General features: G+C 45.9%; 17 protein-coding genes. 9 read left to right on the top strand and 8 right to left on the bottom strand.

All coding sequences use genetic code 11. The features are described 5' to 3' along the window. The first annotated feature begins 28 nt into the window (after window positions 1-28). From BBW69_RS09055 to BBW69_RS09030, 6 genes are all read left to right on the top strand, one after another. Window positions 29-277: a hypothetical protein gene (locus tag BBW69_RS09055; protein WP_188211088.1), complete on the top strand. Its 249-nt coding sequence runs from the start codon at window positions 29-31 to the stop codon at window positions 275-277. Between the two features lie 240 nt (window positions 278-517). Further along, window positions 518-1,360: a DUF692 domain-containing protein gene (locus tag BBW69_RS09050; protein WP_188211087.1), complete on the top strand. Its 843-nt coding sequence runs from the start codon at window positions 518-520 to the stop codon at window positions 1,358-1,360. Continuing rightward, a complete protein-coding gene (locus tag BBW69_RS09045) occupies window positions 1,350-2,096 on the top strand; it encodes a DUF2063 domain-containing protein (RefSeq protein ID WP_188211086.1) in 747 nt (248 codons plus the stop codon). Before BBW69_RS09050 ends, BBW69_RS09045 begins: the two co-directional genes overlap by 11 nt. 21 nt (window positions 2,097-2,117) lie before the next feature. After that, entirely contained in the window at window positions 2,118-2,705 is a 588-nt protein-coding gene (locus BBW69_RS09040) for a sigma-70 family RNA polymerase sigma factor (protein ID WP_107960990.1), read from the top strand. A gap of 5 nt (window positions 2,706-2,710) precedes the next feature. Then, entirely contained in the window at window positions 2,711-2,890 is a 180-nt protein-coding gene (locus BBW69_RS09035) for a zf-HC2 domain-containing protein (protein ID WP_107860351.1), read from the top strand. Between the two features lie 253 nt (window positions 2,891-3,143). Then, the gene (locus BBW69_RS09030) at window positions 3,144-3,563 is read left to right on the top strand and encodes a surface-adhesin E family protein (RefSeq protein ID WP_107860350.1); all 420 of its coding nucleotides are present in this window, start codon (window positions 3,144-3,146) and stop codon (window positions 3,561-3,563) included. A gap of 361 nt (window positions 3,564-3,924) precedes the next feature. On the opposite strand, the gene BBW69_RS09025 is transcribed toward BBW69_RS09030, so the two are convergent. Beyond that, a complete protein-coding gene (locus BBW69_RS09025) occupies window positions 3,925-4,494 on the bottom strand; it encodes an L-threonylcarbamoyladenylate synthase (RefSeq protein ID WP_107860349.1) in 570 nt (189 codons plus the stop codon). A 65-nt stretch (window positions 4,495-4,559) separates the two neighbouring features. Then, window positions 4,560-5,831, bottom strand: a complete 1,272-nt coding sequence (gene purD, locus BBW69_RS09020; RefSeq protein ID WP_107860348.1) for a phosphoribosylamine--glycine ligase — start codon at window positions 5,829-5,831, stop codon at window positions 4,560-4,562. A gap of 156 nt (window positions 5,832-5,987) precedes the next feature. On the opposite strand from purD, the gene BBW69_RS09015 reads away from it, so the two are divergent. Next, window positions 5,988-6,305 (top strand): DUF4298 domain-containing protein, encoded by a 318-nt coding sequence (locus tag BBW69_RS09015; protein WP_107860347.1) that lies wholly within the window; start codon window positions 5,988-5,990, stop codon window positions 6,303-6,305. 54 nt (window positions 6,306-6,359) lie between these two features. Here BBW69_RS09015 and BBW69_RS09010 read toward each other — a convergent pair whose 3' ends face one another. From BBW69_RS09010 to BBW69_RS08990, 5 genes are all read right to left on the bottom strand, one after another. After that, window positions 6,360-6,971 (bottom strand): YigZ family protein, encoded by a 612-nt coding sequence (locus tag BBW69_RS09010; protein ID WP_188211085.1) that lies wholly within the window; start codon window positions 6,969-6,971, stop codon window positions 6,360-6,362. A 62-nt stretch (window positions 6,972-7,033) separates the two neighbouring features. Continuing rightward, window positions 7,034-7,969 (bottom strand): electron transfer flavoprotein subunit alpha/FixB family protein, encoded by a 936-nt coding sequence (locus BBW69_RS09005; RefSeq protein ID WP_188211084.1) that lies wholly within the window; start codon window positions 7,967-7,969, stop codon window positions 7,034-7,036. Window positions 7,970-7,979: 10 nt separating this feature from the next. Beyond that, complete coding sequence (locus BBW69_RS09000; RefSeq protein WP_188211083.1) at window positions 7,980-8,729, bottom strand: electron transfer flavoprotein subunit beta/FixA family protein; 750 nt, start codon at window positions 8,727-8,729, stop codon at window positions 7,980-7,982. A 226-nt stretch (window positions 8,730-8,955) separates the two neighbouring features. Continuing rightward, window positions 8,956-9,924 carry a lipopolysaccharide heptosyltransferase I gene (gene waaC / locus BBW69_RS08995; protein WP_188211082.1) on the bottom strand — a complete coding sequence of 323 codons (969 nt, stop codon included), beginning with the start codon at window positions 9,922-9,924 and terminating at the stop codon, window positions 8,956-8,958. A 36-nt stretch (window positions 9,925-9,960) separates the two neighbouring features. Next, window positions 9,961-10,596: a nicotinamidase gene (locus BBW69_RS08990; protein ID WP_188211081.1), complete on the bottom strand. Its 636-nt coding sequence runs from the start codon at window positions 10,594-10,596 to the stop codon at window positions 9,961-9,963. A 114-nt stretch (window positions 10,597-10,710) separates the two neighbouring features. Here BBW69_RS08990 and tsaA point away from each other — a divergent pair, with 114 nt between their 5' ends. Together tsaA and mutS are read left to right on the top strand one after the other, a co-directional pair. Further along, window positions 10,711-11,385 carry a tRNA (N6-threonylcarbamoyladenosine(37)-N6)-methyltransferase TrmO gene (gene tsaA / locus BBW69_RS08985; protein WP_188211080.1) on the top strand — a complete coding sequence of 225 codons (675 nt, stop codon included), beginning with the start codon at window positions 10,711-10,713 and terminating at the stop codon, window positions 11,383-11,385. Between the two features lie 613 nt (window positions 11,386-11,998). After that, window positions 11,999-14,596 (top strand): DNA mismatch repair protein MutS, encoded by a 2,598-nt coding sequence (mutS, locus tag BBW69_RS08980; protein ID WP_188211079.1) that lies wholly within the window; start codon window positions 11,999-12,001, stop codon window positions 14,594-14,596. 92 nt (window positions 14,597-14,688) lie between these two features. On the opposite strand, the gene BBW69_RS08975 is transcribed toward mutS, so the two are convergent. After that, on the bottom strand, window positions 14,689-15,207 hold the full coding sequence (locus BBW69_RS08975) for a GNAT family N-acetyltransferase (protein WP_188211078.1): 519 nt from the start codon (window positions 15,205-15,207) through the stop codon (window positions 14,689-14,691).

Raw genomic sequence — 15,207 nt, 5'->3', positions numbered from 1 at the left:
CCTATTTTTTATTTAGAAAGGAATTACCATGAAAAAAACCGTAGCAGCAGCCCTGGCCGGCGCATTATCCCTGTCTTTAGCATCCGGGGCAGTTGCCGCCGACAAACCTGCTACAGCAGAAAAACCTGCTGCTAAAGCAGCAGAAGGTACTTGCGGATCTGCAAAAGCTACTGAAGGCAAATGCGGGGCAAGTGCAAAAAAAGCGTCTGCCAAGCAAGCAAAAGCTACCAAAGCAGCAGAAGGTAAATGCGGCGAAGGTAAATGCGGTTCTAAATAACACCGTATTCTGAAAAGCCGCATTTTAACGATAAATGCGGCTTTTTAACAACAAATAAAGGTTGTTACAGGCTATTTTTTAATATTCTGTTGATTTTGCATTATGATGCAAAGTAATTGTTTTGTAATTTAAAATAATTACAGCTGATTTATTAAGTTTAGGTTACCAAATCGACAGCATTTTAAAACATTGCTTTTTTCATCATCATCAAATTTCTTTATACTGCCTCCGGATGAAATCATGATTCAACATGCAGGCTTAGGATACCGCCGCGACTTGGCGGAAGACTTTCTTTCACTTTCAGACGACAGCCCGATACACTTTATCGAAGCCGCCCCCGAAAACTGGCTGAAAATGGGCGGCAGGGCGCGCAAACAGTTTGACCGCGTGGCGGAACGGCTGCCGCTGGCGTTGCACGGATTATCCATGTCGTTGGGCGGACAAGCCCCGCTAGATACCGATTTGATAGACGGCATCAAAGAAATGATGCGCCGTTATGACTGCACGTTTTTCTCCGACCATTTGAGTTACTGCCACGACGGCGGTCACCTTTACGATTTGTTACCGCTGCCTTTCACTGATGAGATGGTGAAACACACGGCACGCCGTATCCGCGAAGTACAGGATCGGTTGGGCTGCCGTATTGGTGTGGAAAACACGTCCTACTACCTGCATTCTCCGCTTGCCGAGATGAACGAGGTTGAATTCCTCAACGCCGTTGCCCGTGAAGCCGACTGCGGCATTCATTTGGACGTGAACAATATTTACGTCAACGCCGTCAATCACGGCCTGTTGTCGCCTGAAGCCTTTTTAGAAAATGTGGACGCAGAGCGCGTGTGCTATATCCATATTGCCGGACACGATGTTGAAACGCCCGAATTGTTGATTGATACCCACGGCGCAGCAGTTTTGCCAACCGTTTGGGACTTGCTCGAACTTGCCTACATCAAGCTGCCGACCATACCGCCCACTCTGTTGGAACGCGATTTCAACTTCCCGCCTTTTGCCGAACTCGAAGCCGAAGTCGCCAAAATCGCCGACTATCAAATGCGTGCCGGAAAGGAATACCGCCGTGCAGCCTGAAACCTCCGCCCAATACCAACAACGCTTTGCCCAAGCCATACGCGAAGGCGAAGCCGCCGACGGATTGCCACAAGACCGCTTGAACGTCTATATCCGACTGATACGAAACAACATTCACAGCTTTATCGACCGCTGTTATACCGAAACACTGCAATACTTTGACAGCGAAGAATGGGGACGTCTGAAAGAAGGTTTCATTCGCGACGCGCGCGCCCAAACACCCTATTTTCAAGAAATCCCCGGTGAGTTCCTCCGATATTGCCAAAGCCTGCCGCTTTCAGACGGCATTTTGGCACTGATGGATTTTGAATATACACAATTGCTTGCAGAAGTTGCTCAAATTTCAGATATTCCAAATATTCGCTATTCAAATGACATTAAATACACTCTATCCCCTACGGCTTTTATACGGCGATATCGCTATGATGTTATTGATAGCCTGCAGGAAATAGATTGGGTCTTATTAATCTGGAGAGACAGTGAAGATAATGTAATGTACCAAACACTGGATGATTTCGAAGCTATGCTGCTGGAAATGATGAACTCATCTACAATTTCACTTGATATGCTAACCCATACTCTTATCGAATTTATGCCTGAAGCCGATAATTGGAAAAAAATGTTGATAGACAAATGGTTAAACTGGATTGATCAAAGAATTATAATCCCTGCTTTACCCGCTGCATCCCAAAATATAGAAAACAGCTCTGCATTTCAAAAGCACATATCCGCATAAAACTACCCTGTTCCCGATACTATGCCGCTACCCGACCTGACCGATGCCGAATTAATGGAGTCGCGCAAACTGCTTCTGCATTTTACGCGGCTCCAATTGCCTGACTATCCTGATTTGGCTGAAGATTTAGTGCAGGAAACATTACTGTCTGCATACAGCGCAGGCGACAGTTTTCAAGGCAGGGCGCTTGTCAACAGCTGGCTTTTTGCCATATTGAAAAACAAAATTATTGACGCATTACGTCAAATCGGGAGGCAAAGGAAAGTCTTTACCGCACTGGATGACGAACTGCTGGATGAAACATTTGAAAGCCATTTTTTCCCAAACGGGCATTGGACACCGGAAGGGCAGCCTCAACATTGGAACAATCCGGAAAAATCATTAAATAACAACGAATTTCAAAAAATTCTGCAAAGCTGCCTATACAACCTTCCTGAAAACACCGCACGGGTATTCACCCTGAAAGAAATACTCGGTTTTTCATCCAACGAAATACAACAAATGTGCGGTATCAGTACAGCCAACTACCACACCATTATGCACCGCGCCCGAGAATCATTGCGCCAATGCTTGCAAATTAAATGGTTCAACCAAGAAAACCCGAAGTAAACGTTATGAAAAAATGCCGCGATATTACCCTACTTCTTTCCAAACATCAGGAACGGGAAACCACCCCAAGCGAGAAGATTTCAATATACATACATCTGCTATTCTGCCCGCATTGCCGGGAATATAAAAGACAGCTTCAAACCATCAAAATATCACTAGCAAAAACAACCCGAACTTCAAAATAAATGCCGTCTGAAATATCAACCTTCAGACGGCATAGCTGGAAATAAATCAAACTAATTTACTGTTGTAGACAGTTCATCCATAATATACACTTCAAAAGCAGCATATTTTCTATAATAAGAAATACAAATACTCCAAACATGCAAAGTTACATGAGTGTTGCCATGTGTTTATCTCATTTAATAGATAATATTATCCCCCTCGCTTAACCCCATATTTCTAAATAACAAATTTACAAACATCAAGGAAATTCTAATGCGTTCTACCTTACCCCTTATTTTACTTCCCATTTTACTGATCTCCTGCAGTACATTAAACAGTTCTTCTCAATGGGAAAATATCGGCACTATCTCAAACGGCAATATTCATGTATATATCAATAAAGACAATTTCAAAAAGAACGGAAATATTATAATTTTTCAAGATAAAAAAGTTGTTATCGATCTAAAACAAGAACGTTTCGCCAACACTCCCGCATATAAGACAGCCATTGCCGAATGGGAAATCCACTGCAACAATAAAACATACCGCTTAAGTTCACTACAGTTGTTTGATACAAAAAACGTAGAAATTTCCAGACAATCCTATACAGCCTCTTCGCTTCGCCCAATGAGTATCTTATCTGGAACATTAACTGAAAAACAATATGAAATCGTATGCAAAAGAAAACTATGATTGATATTTATCCACAAATTTATCCACAGGTATTTAAATTTAAATACTTTCTAAAACGCCGTAATATCAATACTCACCGAATACTAGAAACTATTCGGATAAGTTATATTCAAACTTATCCACAGCATTTCGGATTAATAAACTTACTGCTTTAATATAAAACATTTAACATCCATCCACTATCCAACTGTAGCTTTTATATAACATTTTGCATTTTTATTCCTATTTGACTAACGCTTTTCCATATAGATATCACAGTTTAATTCAATAACCTTAACTATAAATAATTAACTGGTTTATAAAAAATGAAGGGCTGTCCTAGATACCTAGGATAGCCCTTTATCTTTCCCCATTAAGTTTCCTAACGCAAACGCTTACCTGTTTCTCCATCAATAATCTGACTCGGTAATTTTTGCCTACCTATCCTTCCACCTATAACCCATACATTCCGTCCAAATTGTCTTTTAACTTCCCTTTCTGTCCTACATGCACGTTTACCCGCCCTATTGCATGAGGTAGAAACTAAAGGCATACCCAATACCTGACACAAACGTCTTGCTCCATCATGATCGGGAACCCTGACTGCCAACTTATTGCGCCTCTTACCACGCAACTTAGGTAATACGCCAGATTTAGCCAACAATAGGAAAGTCTTAGGAGCAGGCCATTCTTTTATAAGTATATTCTGTAAATTTTCAGATGGCATTTTAAGCAAAGGCCGTAATTGTTCAAATTGATTCCCGATGACAATCATCCCCTTATGTTGCGGTCTTTTTTTCAAATGTGTTAACTTGCTAAGTGCATTAGCTAATGTTGGAAGACACCCCAATCCATAACATGATTCCGTCGGATAAGCTACCAAACCGCCTTTTTTCAAATAAACTCTTAACTTACGTTGCGCTGATGCAGCGATAATTCTCGGAAATAACATAATATAAATGCCGTCTGAAGCATATAATTCATACTTAGCTTCAGACGGCATCATCCTCTTTCTAATTAACGATTAATGGCTTTATCAGCAATATCTTTACGGTATTGCATGCCGTCGAAGCTGATTTTTTCCAATGCGCTATACGCCTTGGCTTTGGCTTGAGCCACATCGTCGCCCAATCCTACAACACACAATACGCGTCCGCCGTTGGTCAATACGTCGCCTTTCTCGTTTGCCGTTGTACCTGCGTGGAAAACTTTGCCGATTTGGTTGGCAGCATCCATACCGGAAATAACATCGCCTTTTTTAGGCGTTTCAGGATAGTTTTGCGCCGCCAGCACTACACCTACGGCAGTTTGCTGGTTCCATTCCGCGGTTACGCTATCGAGTTTGCCGTCTATTGCTGCTTCAACCAAATCCGCCAAGTCGCTGTTCAGACGACTCATAATCGGCTGAGTTTCGGGATCGCCGAAACGGCAGTTAAACTCAATCGTATAGGGTGCGCCGCTTTGATCAATCATCAAACCTGCGTACAGGAAGCCGGTAAACTCATGTCCTTCCGCTTTCATACCCGCTACAGTCGGCAAAATAATCTCGTTCATCGCGCGCTCGTACACGGCTGGCGTTACTACAGGCGCGGGACTGTACGCACCCATACCGCCTGTATTCGGGCCTTTGTCGCCGTCTAAAAGACGCTTGTGATCTTGGCTGGTCGCCATAGGCAATACATGATTACCATCAACCATGACGATAAAGCTCGCTTCTTCGCCTTGCAGAAAATCTTCAATCACAACACGCGCGCCGGCATTGCCCATTTTGTTGCCCAGCAGCATATCGTCAATCGCAGCATGCGCTTCATCCAAAGTCATCGCCACAATTACGCCTTTACCTGCCGCCAAACCATCGGCTTTGATGACGATGGGCGCACCTTTCTGATTGACGTAATCGTGTGCAGCATCGGCATTTTCAAAGGTTTGATATTGCGCGGTCGGAATGTTGTATTTCGCCATAAATGCTTTGGCAAAATCTTTAGAACTTTCCAACTGCGCCGCATATTGTGTCGGACCAAATATTTTCAGCCCTGTGGCACGAAAATCATCCACAATACCTGCCGCCAAAGGCGCTTCAGGGCCAACGACGGTAAAAGTAATATTTTCTTTATGACAGAATTCGATCAAATCCTGATGTGCAGTCAAGGCAACGTTTTGGAGCTTAGGTTCAATCGCCGTACCGGCATTACCGGGCGCAACAAATACTGTTTCCACTTTGGGCGACTGTGCCAATTTCCAAGCCAACGCGTGTTCGCGACCACCATTACCGATAACCAGCAGTTTCATATCATCTCCTTGACAAATATGTACTTTTAACGAAAACTCAACACAAGGGGACTTTTGTCCCATTTGAAGAAATTTTAGTGAAATCAAACAAAAAACCGCTTCATTCCACTCTATAACCTATTCAACTTATCCACAAATTAAAAAGGACAAACAACCATGCAAAAACGTATTGATGAAATCCAAAAAAAATACCGCGAATGGTGTCATTTACTACCGCAATTAGAAGAAGACATCCGGCGTTGGAAACATGCCGTAGCTTTGATGCGCGATATGGACAATTTCTATACCCATGAGTATCAGGTGTGCCATCAGGCCATTGAAGATGGAGTAGAACTGGATTTGCGTATGGAAGGCGAATACAGCATTATGAGTGAAGATGCATTATGGAACGCGCTTGGCGAATTCCATCAATTGGCTTGGCTATATTTACGCTCCAGCGTCGATGCCTTGGATAGATATACGCAAGAAGATTAATAAGCAAAGATGTCGTCTAAAAACCCTAAGATATGGATTTTCAGACGACCTTTTTCATTCAAAAGGCTTTTCCGTATCTACTTCAATCTGCCGTGTATTCTTCCAAGCCGCAACACAAGCCTCATAATTTGCCAACGACAAACTTACCGTCAATCGGCAATCCAACTGTAAATCCTGCTCCAATATATCTGCCTGATATTGTTTAGCGATGCGTATTGCTTCGTTCAAAAACGGATACTCACATTTTAGCCAAACGGTTTTTTCAATATTCTTTTCAACCACTTCCGCAATCACCAACGCCTGAACCGTTGCCTCTTTGTATGCGTGAATCAGACCAGGAACGCCCAATAAAGTACCACCGAAATAGCGGACGACCACGACCAAAACATCGGTTACGCCCACCGAATCAATCTGCCCCAAAATCGGCCGGCCCGCGCTTCCTGATGGCTCTCCATCATCATTGGCACGAAATTGCATACCATCCACACCCAAACGATAGGCATAGCACCAGTGTCGTGCTTTATGATGTTCTTCCTTTAACGGATCAAGGTATTTTTTCACATCAGCCAATGTCCGAATCGGATATGCAAATGCAATAAAACGGCTGCCTTTATCTTTAAACTCAGCCTGTGTCGGGGAAGTAATGGTGTTATAAGTCGTAATCATGCTGAAATGTTTTCAGACGACCTTATTAATAACAAGGTCGTCTGAACGTTTCACGTGAAACATCAAATTTTCAATGCTTCTGTTAATTGCGGGACAATTTCAAATAAATCGCCAACCAATCCATAATCTGCCACATTGAAAATCGGCGCATCGGCATCTTTGTTAATTGCGACAATCACTTTACTGTCTTGCATACCAGCAACGTGTTGAATCGCGCCTGAAATACCGATTGCAAAATACAACTGCGGCGCAACCACCTTACCGGTTTGTCCAACTTGAGCATCGTTTGGCGCATACTCAGCATCTACTGCCGCACGGGATGCACCGATTGCTGCACCCAACACATCCGCCAAAGGAGTTAACACTTCATTGAATTTTTCAGCACTACCCAACGCACGACCACCGGAAACAATCACTTTTGCCTGAGTCAACTCAGGACGATCGGAATGAGAAAGCTTGCAGTTCACAAAACGGCTCAGGTTTTGAGCAGGGATTACTTCAACATTAACTGCCTCTGCATGACCACCTTGTGCAGGAGCTGCATCAAAAGCCGTTGCTCGGAAGGTCAGCACCAATTTTTCTGAATCGGCTTGCACGGTTTCAAATGCATTACCCGCATAAATCGGGCGCACAAAAGTCGTGTTATCCACAATCTCGGTCAAATCAGAAATTTGCGGGACGTTTAATAAGGCCGCTACGCGAGGCAAAAGGTTTTTACCGAATGTGGTTGCCGTTGCTGCAACATAGCGGTAATCCGCTGTCAATTTGACAACCAACGGAGCCAGTTCTTCAGCCAAACCTTCGGCATAATGGGCAGCATCTGCAACCAAAACTTTTTCTACCCCCGCTACTTGCTTCGCGAATTCCACTACGGCAGATGCGCCGTTTCCGGCAACCAATAAATCGACTTTACCCAGTTTGGCGGCAGCGGTAACAGCATGCAAAGTGGCAGGATTCAACTGTTTGTTGTCGTGTTCAGCAATAATCAATACGCTCATTTCAGTCTCCTCAAATCACTTTGGCTTCGTTTTTCAATTTTTCAACCAATTCAGTAACGCTTGCTACTTTTACGCCTGCCTGACGCACTTTAGGCTCTGCGAATTTCACCGTTTTCAGACGAGGGGAAATATCAGCAACCAAATCAGCAGGCGCCAGTTTTTCCAAAGGTTTTTTCTTTGCCGCCATAATATTGGGGAGTTTGACAAAGCGCGGCTCGTTCAAACGCAAATCTGCACTAATAACCGCAGGCAATTTCAATGCTATGGTTTCTTCGCCGCCATCGATTTCGCGCACAATCTGCACTTCGTCGCCTTCTATTTGTACTTTTGAAGCAAATGTACCTTGCGCCGCATTCAGCAAAGCTGCCAGCATTTGCGCCACTTGGTTGGCATCATCATCAATCGCTTGTTTGCCCAAAAAGAAAATTTGCGGATTTTCTTTGTCCGCAACGGCTTTCAGCAGCTTGGCAACTGCCAGCGGCTCCAATTTCGCATCGGTTTCAACATGAATGGCACGGTCGGCACCCATCGCCAAAGCGGTACGCAACGTTTCTTCGCATTTCTTCTCGCCCAAAGAAACCGCTACGATTTCGCTTACTTTTCCGGATTCTTTCAAACGGACAGCTTCTTCTACGGCAATCTCGTCAAACGGGTTCATCGACATTTTGACATTGCCGATATCTACATCCGAACCATCGGCTTTTACACGAACTTTAACGTTGTAGTCCACTACGCGCTTTACTGCGACCAGTGCTTTCATTGAATTCTCCTAAAAAGAACGTTGCCTTCACCATCCAGCGAAACCAAACCTTCTTCTCTATAAAATCAAATCCGTTTTTCTTAAAAACGAATTCATTCAGAAATCTTTCAGATAATGCTTACCTATTATACCATTTTTAAAGCATTTACTCAGACTGATAGATATACATTCTTATGCTTAACAAACTGGAAAATATCATGCCGCCATATCAGTTTCAAACAACCCTTTAGCCTTTATCTGCTGCAACACAATCCATCAGCATTTGATAAACCAAATCTGCGGTCGGAATCTGCCCGATATTACCCAAATTTTTGGCAATTAGCGAAACCTGAACGCCTGTTTTAATAGGATCGGTATCGGTATAAATGCCGACCACAGGTTTTTCCAAGGCATTTGCCAAATGCAGCAAACCGGTATCCACACCAACAATTCCGACCGCGTGTTTCAGTAGATACGCCGCCTGCAATAAATTCATTTTGTCGCACACGATGGCAAAAGGCAATCCGTCTGCAATCTGTTCAGCACGCGCTTTTTCAGCTTCATTTCCCCATGGCAGATAAATATTACATTGTTGTTCATCATTTAATTTTTGCAGCAATGCTCGCCAGTTTTCCACAGGCCATAATTTACTGTCCCGGCTGGTCGCGTGCAAAGCCGCATAATACGGCTGATCTAAATTTTTCAGACGACCTGCCTCAGGAACGGTTAAACCAAATACCTGCGTTTCAGGCATCGCATACTCAAATACTTGGGCAAACAGCTCGCGGTTGCGCCAAACGGCATTTTTACCTTTAGGTACAGCGTATGTTTTCGCATACGCCAGCGCAGCCAATCCCTCGCGCGCGCTGTTTTTATCCAAACCATAAATAGGGGATTTTGCCATTTTGGCGAAACACGCGCTTTTAATCAGACCTTGACTGTCCAATACAAAATCAAATGCTTCCTGTCTCAAAGTCTGTTTCAGATGACCGATTTCCCGCCAAGTTTCTGCTTGAAAAAGATGTTTGCGCCATTGTCGCCATTTCATCACATGGATTTTTTTCACAAACGGATGCAGGCGCGCAATATCTGCAAATCCAGTCTCACATAGCCAATGCAGTTTTACATCGGGACATTGTCGTGCCAAATCTTCGATTGCGGGCAAAGTGTGAATTAAATCGCCCATACTGGACAAGCGAACAAGCAAAATTTTCATATTTAGGAAGGGTGTTTCACGTGAAACAATTTTAACTTATTGATTATTAATGTATTTTTTAATTTCTTCAGCGTTTTTTAAGATGATTGCACCGGCAGAACGTATTTCCTGCCATGCCGTTTCGATGGTATCCGGCGCAATGCCCCGACAAGCCGCTTCATTAACGATAACCTGCCAATTGCCGCCTTTGAGTAACTGCAAAACCGTTGTTTTAACACAATAATCAGTAGCCAACCCGCCGACAATGACTGTATCCGTATTTTGACAACGCAGCCATTCAATCAACCCTGTGCTGAGTTTTTCCTCAATATCGTGAAAACACGCGCCGTAAGGATGCAATTCAGGATCAACACCTTTCCAAACGCAATAATCGTATTCTTTGGCAGAAGGCAGCCCGTCCAACAATTCATAGCCGCGCGTACCGACCATTGCATGAGCCACCCAAGTCAAATCCGCATCAGGCAAACCTGTCGGCTTCAACATATCAACAGGGTTATCCACAAGCCATTTCGCCGCTGCATGATGCGCATCTTTCGTCATCACACGCAAATCCGCCAAAGCGGCTTGGGCATTCAACTCTTCTACAATCAAATGCCCCTCGTTCACAGGCAGCTCTTTAGAACATAAAGGCGTAAAAGTTTTTTGTGCATCAACATCAATGGAAACAATCATCTCATCATTTCAACACAATTAAAATGCCCTGTATTATAACAAATTACTGCCCCAAAGCGGTAAAACCGACTGTGATAAGATAGCGTTTTTCCGAAAAACTTATCCACAATCCCCATGACTTACACCATCACCCCCATTGCCGCCGCCCGCTCGCCCTACAAACAGAAATTCGGCGTCGCCCGTCAGCCCGGTTTAGTTCCTGCCGCAGAAGTCTGCATCGAGCTGAATCCCGAATTTACTGCAGACAGCGTACGCGGATTGGAACACTTCGATTATGTGTGGATAAGTTTTATTTTTCATGGAGTTTTGGATGAAGGCTGGGCACAAATGGTGCGCCCGCCAAGGCTCGGCGGCAAACAAAAAATGGGTATATTCGCCACGCGCAGCCCCCACCGTCCCAATCACCTCGGACTGTCACTCTTAAAGCTCGAACGCATCGAAACCGGCAAACCCGTCCGCCTCCATTGCAGCGGCGCAGACCTACTCGACGGCACGCCGATTATCGACATCAAGCCCTACATCCCCTTTGTCGAATCCAAACCCGATGCATCATCCGGCTTCGTCAGCGGCAAACCCGAAGAGCTTGAAGTTGTATGGTTGGAAAACATCGGCACGGAAAATTTATCTGAAAGCACCCAAAACCTCATCAGCCAAAGCATTGCTCAAGACCCGCGCCCCGCCTATCAGAATATTCCCGAACGGATTTACGTCATGAATATTGAGAATTATGAAGTCAGGTTTCAGATAGAGGGAAACCGCGCGACGGTTATTGAGATAAGCGTTGTTTAAATTTAATTATTTTATTATTTGATTCTATTAAAAAACATGCAGTCTGAAAATTTTAGACTGCATGTTTTCTTTACCTATAGACTGTTTTTCCAATCCTAATTCAGGATAAATATTCAAAAACAAGGACGATTTTCCAGATACAAGACATTTCATTGCAGTTTTTGAGCAATTTCAACTTTTCAATCAATGTAAATGTTGATGAAAACACAACTAAAACAGCAGTTAATAATTAAGGTATTGCGATATTTGCATATTGAGTTTCGCATTTCTAATTAGTTTTATTCAAATTTACTGATTCTTTGTTTAAATAAACTTCTAAAACAAATTTAAATTTTTTAATGATGATTTTGATGATTGCTGTCAGAAGCGGGTATAAGTCATAAATCTTCAAATTTTTCATAATCTTCTAAAAAAATAATATTGGGCTTAACACCTATCGTCCCAATAGAATATAAGTGGATAAATTTTATATAATTTCTTTTTTTGTGGATAACCTTAATATTTCCCTCTTTATTTCCACAAATTTATCAACAAAATTTCTGTTATTCACATGCCGTCTGAAGCATCTCCTTTTGCTACAATAATGCTGTTTTCTAAATTTATAAGCCTCATTATGTCCAAACCCACCGTTTCCCCGATGATGCAGCAGTATCTCGCCATCAAATCGCAGCACGCCGACAAGCTGGTGTTTTACCGTATGGGCGACTTTTACGAGCTGTTTTTGGATGACGCGGTGGAAGCGGCGAAGCTGTTGGACATCACTCTGACCACGCGCGGGCAGATGGACGGCGTGCCGATTAAGATGGCGGGTGTGCCGTTTCACGCGGCGGAGCAGTATCTGGCGCGGCTGGTGAAGATGGGCAAAAGTGTGGCAGTGTGCGAGCAGGTGGGCGAAGTCGGTGCGGGCAAAGGGCCGGTGGAACGCAAAGTCGTGCGCATCGTTACGCCCGGCACACTGACCGACGCGGCGTTTTTGGAAGACAAGGAAACCAACCGCATCGCGGCGGTGAATGCGGATAAAAAACACGTTGCCATCGCGTGGGCATCTTTGCAAAGCGGCGAATTCAAAACCAAGCTGACGACGGCGGACAAACTCGCCGACGAACTGGCGCGTTTGCAGGCGGCGGAAATCCTGTTACCCGAAGGCAAAAGCCTGCCTGATGGTTTTCAGACGGCCTCTGCCAACATCACGCGCCTGAACTCATGGCAGTTTGCCGCCGATGCGGGTGCGAAATTGTTGACCGAATACTTCGGCTGCCAAGACCTACACGGCTTCGGTTTGGATGGCAAGGAACATGAAGCCGCCGTCGGCGTGGCGGGCGCGCTGTTGAACTACATCCGCCTGACGCAAAACCTGATGCCGCAACACTTAGACGGCATTTCGCTCGAAACCGACAGCCAATATATCGGCATGGACGCCGCCACGCGCCGCAATCTCGAAATCACGCAAACCCTCTCCGGCAAAAAATCGCCAACCCTGTTTTCCATACTCGACGGCTGCGCCACCCACATGGGTAGCCGCCTTCTGGCACTCTGGCTGCACCACCCCTTACGCAGCCGCGCCCACATCCGCGCCCGCCAAGAAGCCGTTGCCGCGCTGGGTTCGCAATACGAAGCCCTGCAAGATCGTCTGAAAAACATCGCAGACATCGAACGCATCGCCGCCCGCATCGCCGTTGGCAACGCCCGCCCGCGCGACCTCGCCGCCCTGCGCGACAGCCTGTTTGCCCTGAATGAAATCGAATTGTCCGCTTCAGGCAGCAGCCTGTTGGAAACCCTCAAAGCCGTTTTCCCCGAAACCCTGCCCGTCGCCGAAACCCTCAAAGCCGCCGTGATGCCCGAACCCGCTGTCTGGCTCAAAGACGGCGGCGTCATCAACCAAGGCTATTCGGCAGAACTCGACGAGTTGCGCCACATCCAAAACCACGGCGACGAATTCCTGCTCGACCTCGAAGCGCGCGAACGCGAACGCACCGGCCTCTCCACCCTCAAAGTCGAGTTCAACCGCGTCCACGGCTTCTACATCGAGCTATCCAAAGTCCAAGCCGAACAAGCGCCTGCCAACTACCAACGCCGCCAGACCCTGAAAAACGCCGAACGCTTCATCACTCCTGAACTCAAAACCTTCGAAGACAAAGTCCTGACCGCGCAAGAGCAAGCATTGGCATTGGAAAAACGCCTGTTTGAAGCCCTACTGAAAGAAGTTCAGACGGCCTTGCCGCAGCTTCAAAAAGCCGCCAAAGCCGCCTCCGCCCTCGACGTACTTTCTACGTTTGCTGCGATTGCGGCCGAACGCGACTTCGTCTGTCCCGAGTTCGCCGACTATCCGATCATCCATATCGAAAACGGCCGCCATCCCGTCGTCGAGCAACAAGTGCGCCACTTCACCGCCAACCACACCAACCTTGACCACAAACACCGCCTCATGCTCCTGACCGGCCCCAATATGGGCGGAAAATCCACCTACATGCGCCAAGTCGCGCTGATTGTTTTATTGGCACACACCGGCAGCTTCGTGCCTGCCGACTCTGCCCAAATCGGCCCCATTGACCAAATCTTCACCCGCATCGGCGCATCGGATGATTTAGCCTCCAACCGCTCTACCTTCATGGTCGAAATGAGCGAAACCGCCTACATCCTGCATCACGCCACCGACCAATCCCTCGTTCTCATGGACGAAGTCGGACGCGGCACTTCGACTTTTGACGGACTCGCCCTTGCCCAAGCCATCGCCGAACATTTGCTGCAAAAAAACAAATCCTTCAGCCTCTTCGCCACCCACTATTTCGAGCTGACCAAACTGCCCGAAGCACACGCGACGGCGGTCAACATGCACCTCTCCGCGCTCGAACAAGGACAAGACATCGTCTTCCTCCACCACATCGAACCCGGCCCCGCCAGCAAAAGCTACGGTATCGCCGTTGCCAAACTCGCCGGCCTGCCCAACCGCGCCCTCAAAGCCGCCCAAAAACATCTGGACGAGCTCGAAGCCCAAGCTGCCAACGCACAACCGCAGCTCGATATTTTCAACCTCATATCATCCGAACAAGATGAATCAGACAGCAACCGACCGTCAGAAAAATATGAGGACGCAGCCCCCGAAGGAGTTTTGACGAAAGCCCTAAACCTCCTCAATCCCGACAGCCTGACCCCATTGGAAGCCCTGTCCGAACTGTACCGTTTAAAGGAGTTATCCCGACAGTCATCCTAAAATTTGTTTTGACAGGCCTTGTCTCCTTTTACCCGATTCAAAGCACATAAAAATGCCGTCTGAACCTTTCAGACGGCATTTGACAACTTTTCCTATATCTCCTCCACATCCAACATCATAAGCGTTACCCATTCCCCATTGTAAAAATGCCGTCCGACGGCTATCCAGCCGAATGACCGATAAAAGGCTTGCGCATCAGGCGTGTAAAGATACAACTGCCGTATACCCAACGAGCGCGCCGCCTCTATGCAATGCGCAACCAAGTATCTGCCCACGCCTTTTCCACGATGCTCGGAAAGCACAAAGACATCGCCCAACCAATATTCATATTGAGGGAACGCAGCAATGTCATGTCGTTTGAGCGCAGCCGAACCCAGCAGTACATGAGAATGACCGATAGCGGCAAAAGCCAGTGGCAAATTATCGTCCCTCAAGCACTCTTGATAATAGCTGCGGATTTTATCCACAGAAGACCAAGGGGCAAAGTCATGCCACTCTTCAAACAAAGCCTGAGCCAGATTGTCAATATGCCGCACCTCCAAACGCACAATGGAAACAACATCATTCTTGCTCAGGCCGCCATATTTTCTTTTCTCAAAATCAGAATGCAT

This window comes from Neisseria sp. RH3002v2f (genome assembly GCF_014596375.1).
Lineage (GTDB): Bacteria > Pseudomonadota > Gammaproteobacteria > Burkholderiales > Neisseriaceae > Neisseria > Neisseria cinerea.
Note: the sequence above shows the minus strand (reverse complement) of the source record. Positions and strands in the feature narration are given on the sequence as shown.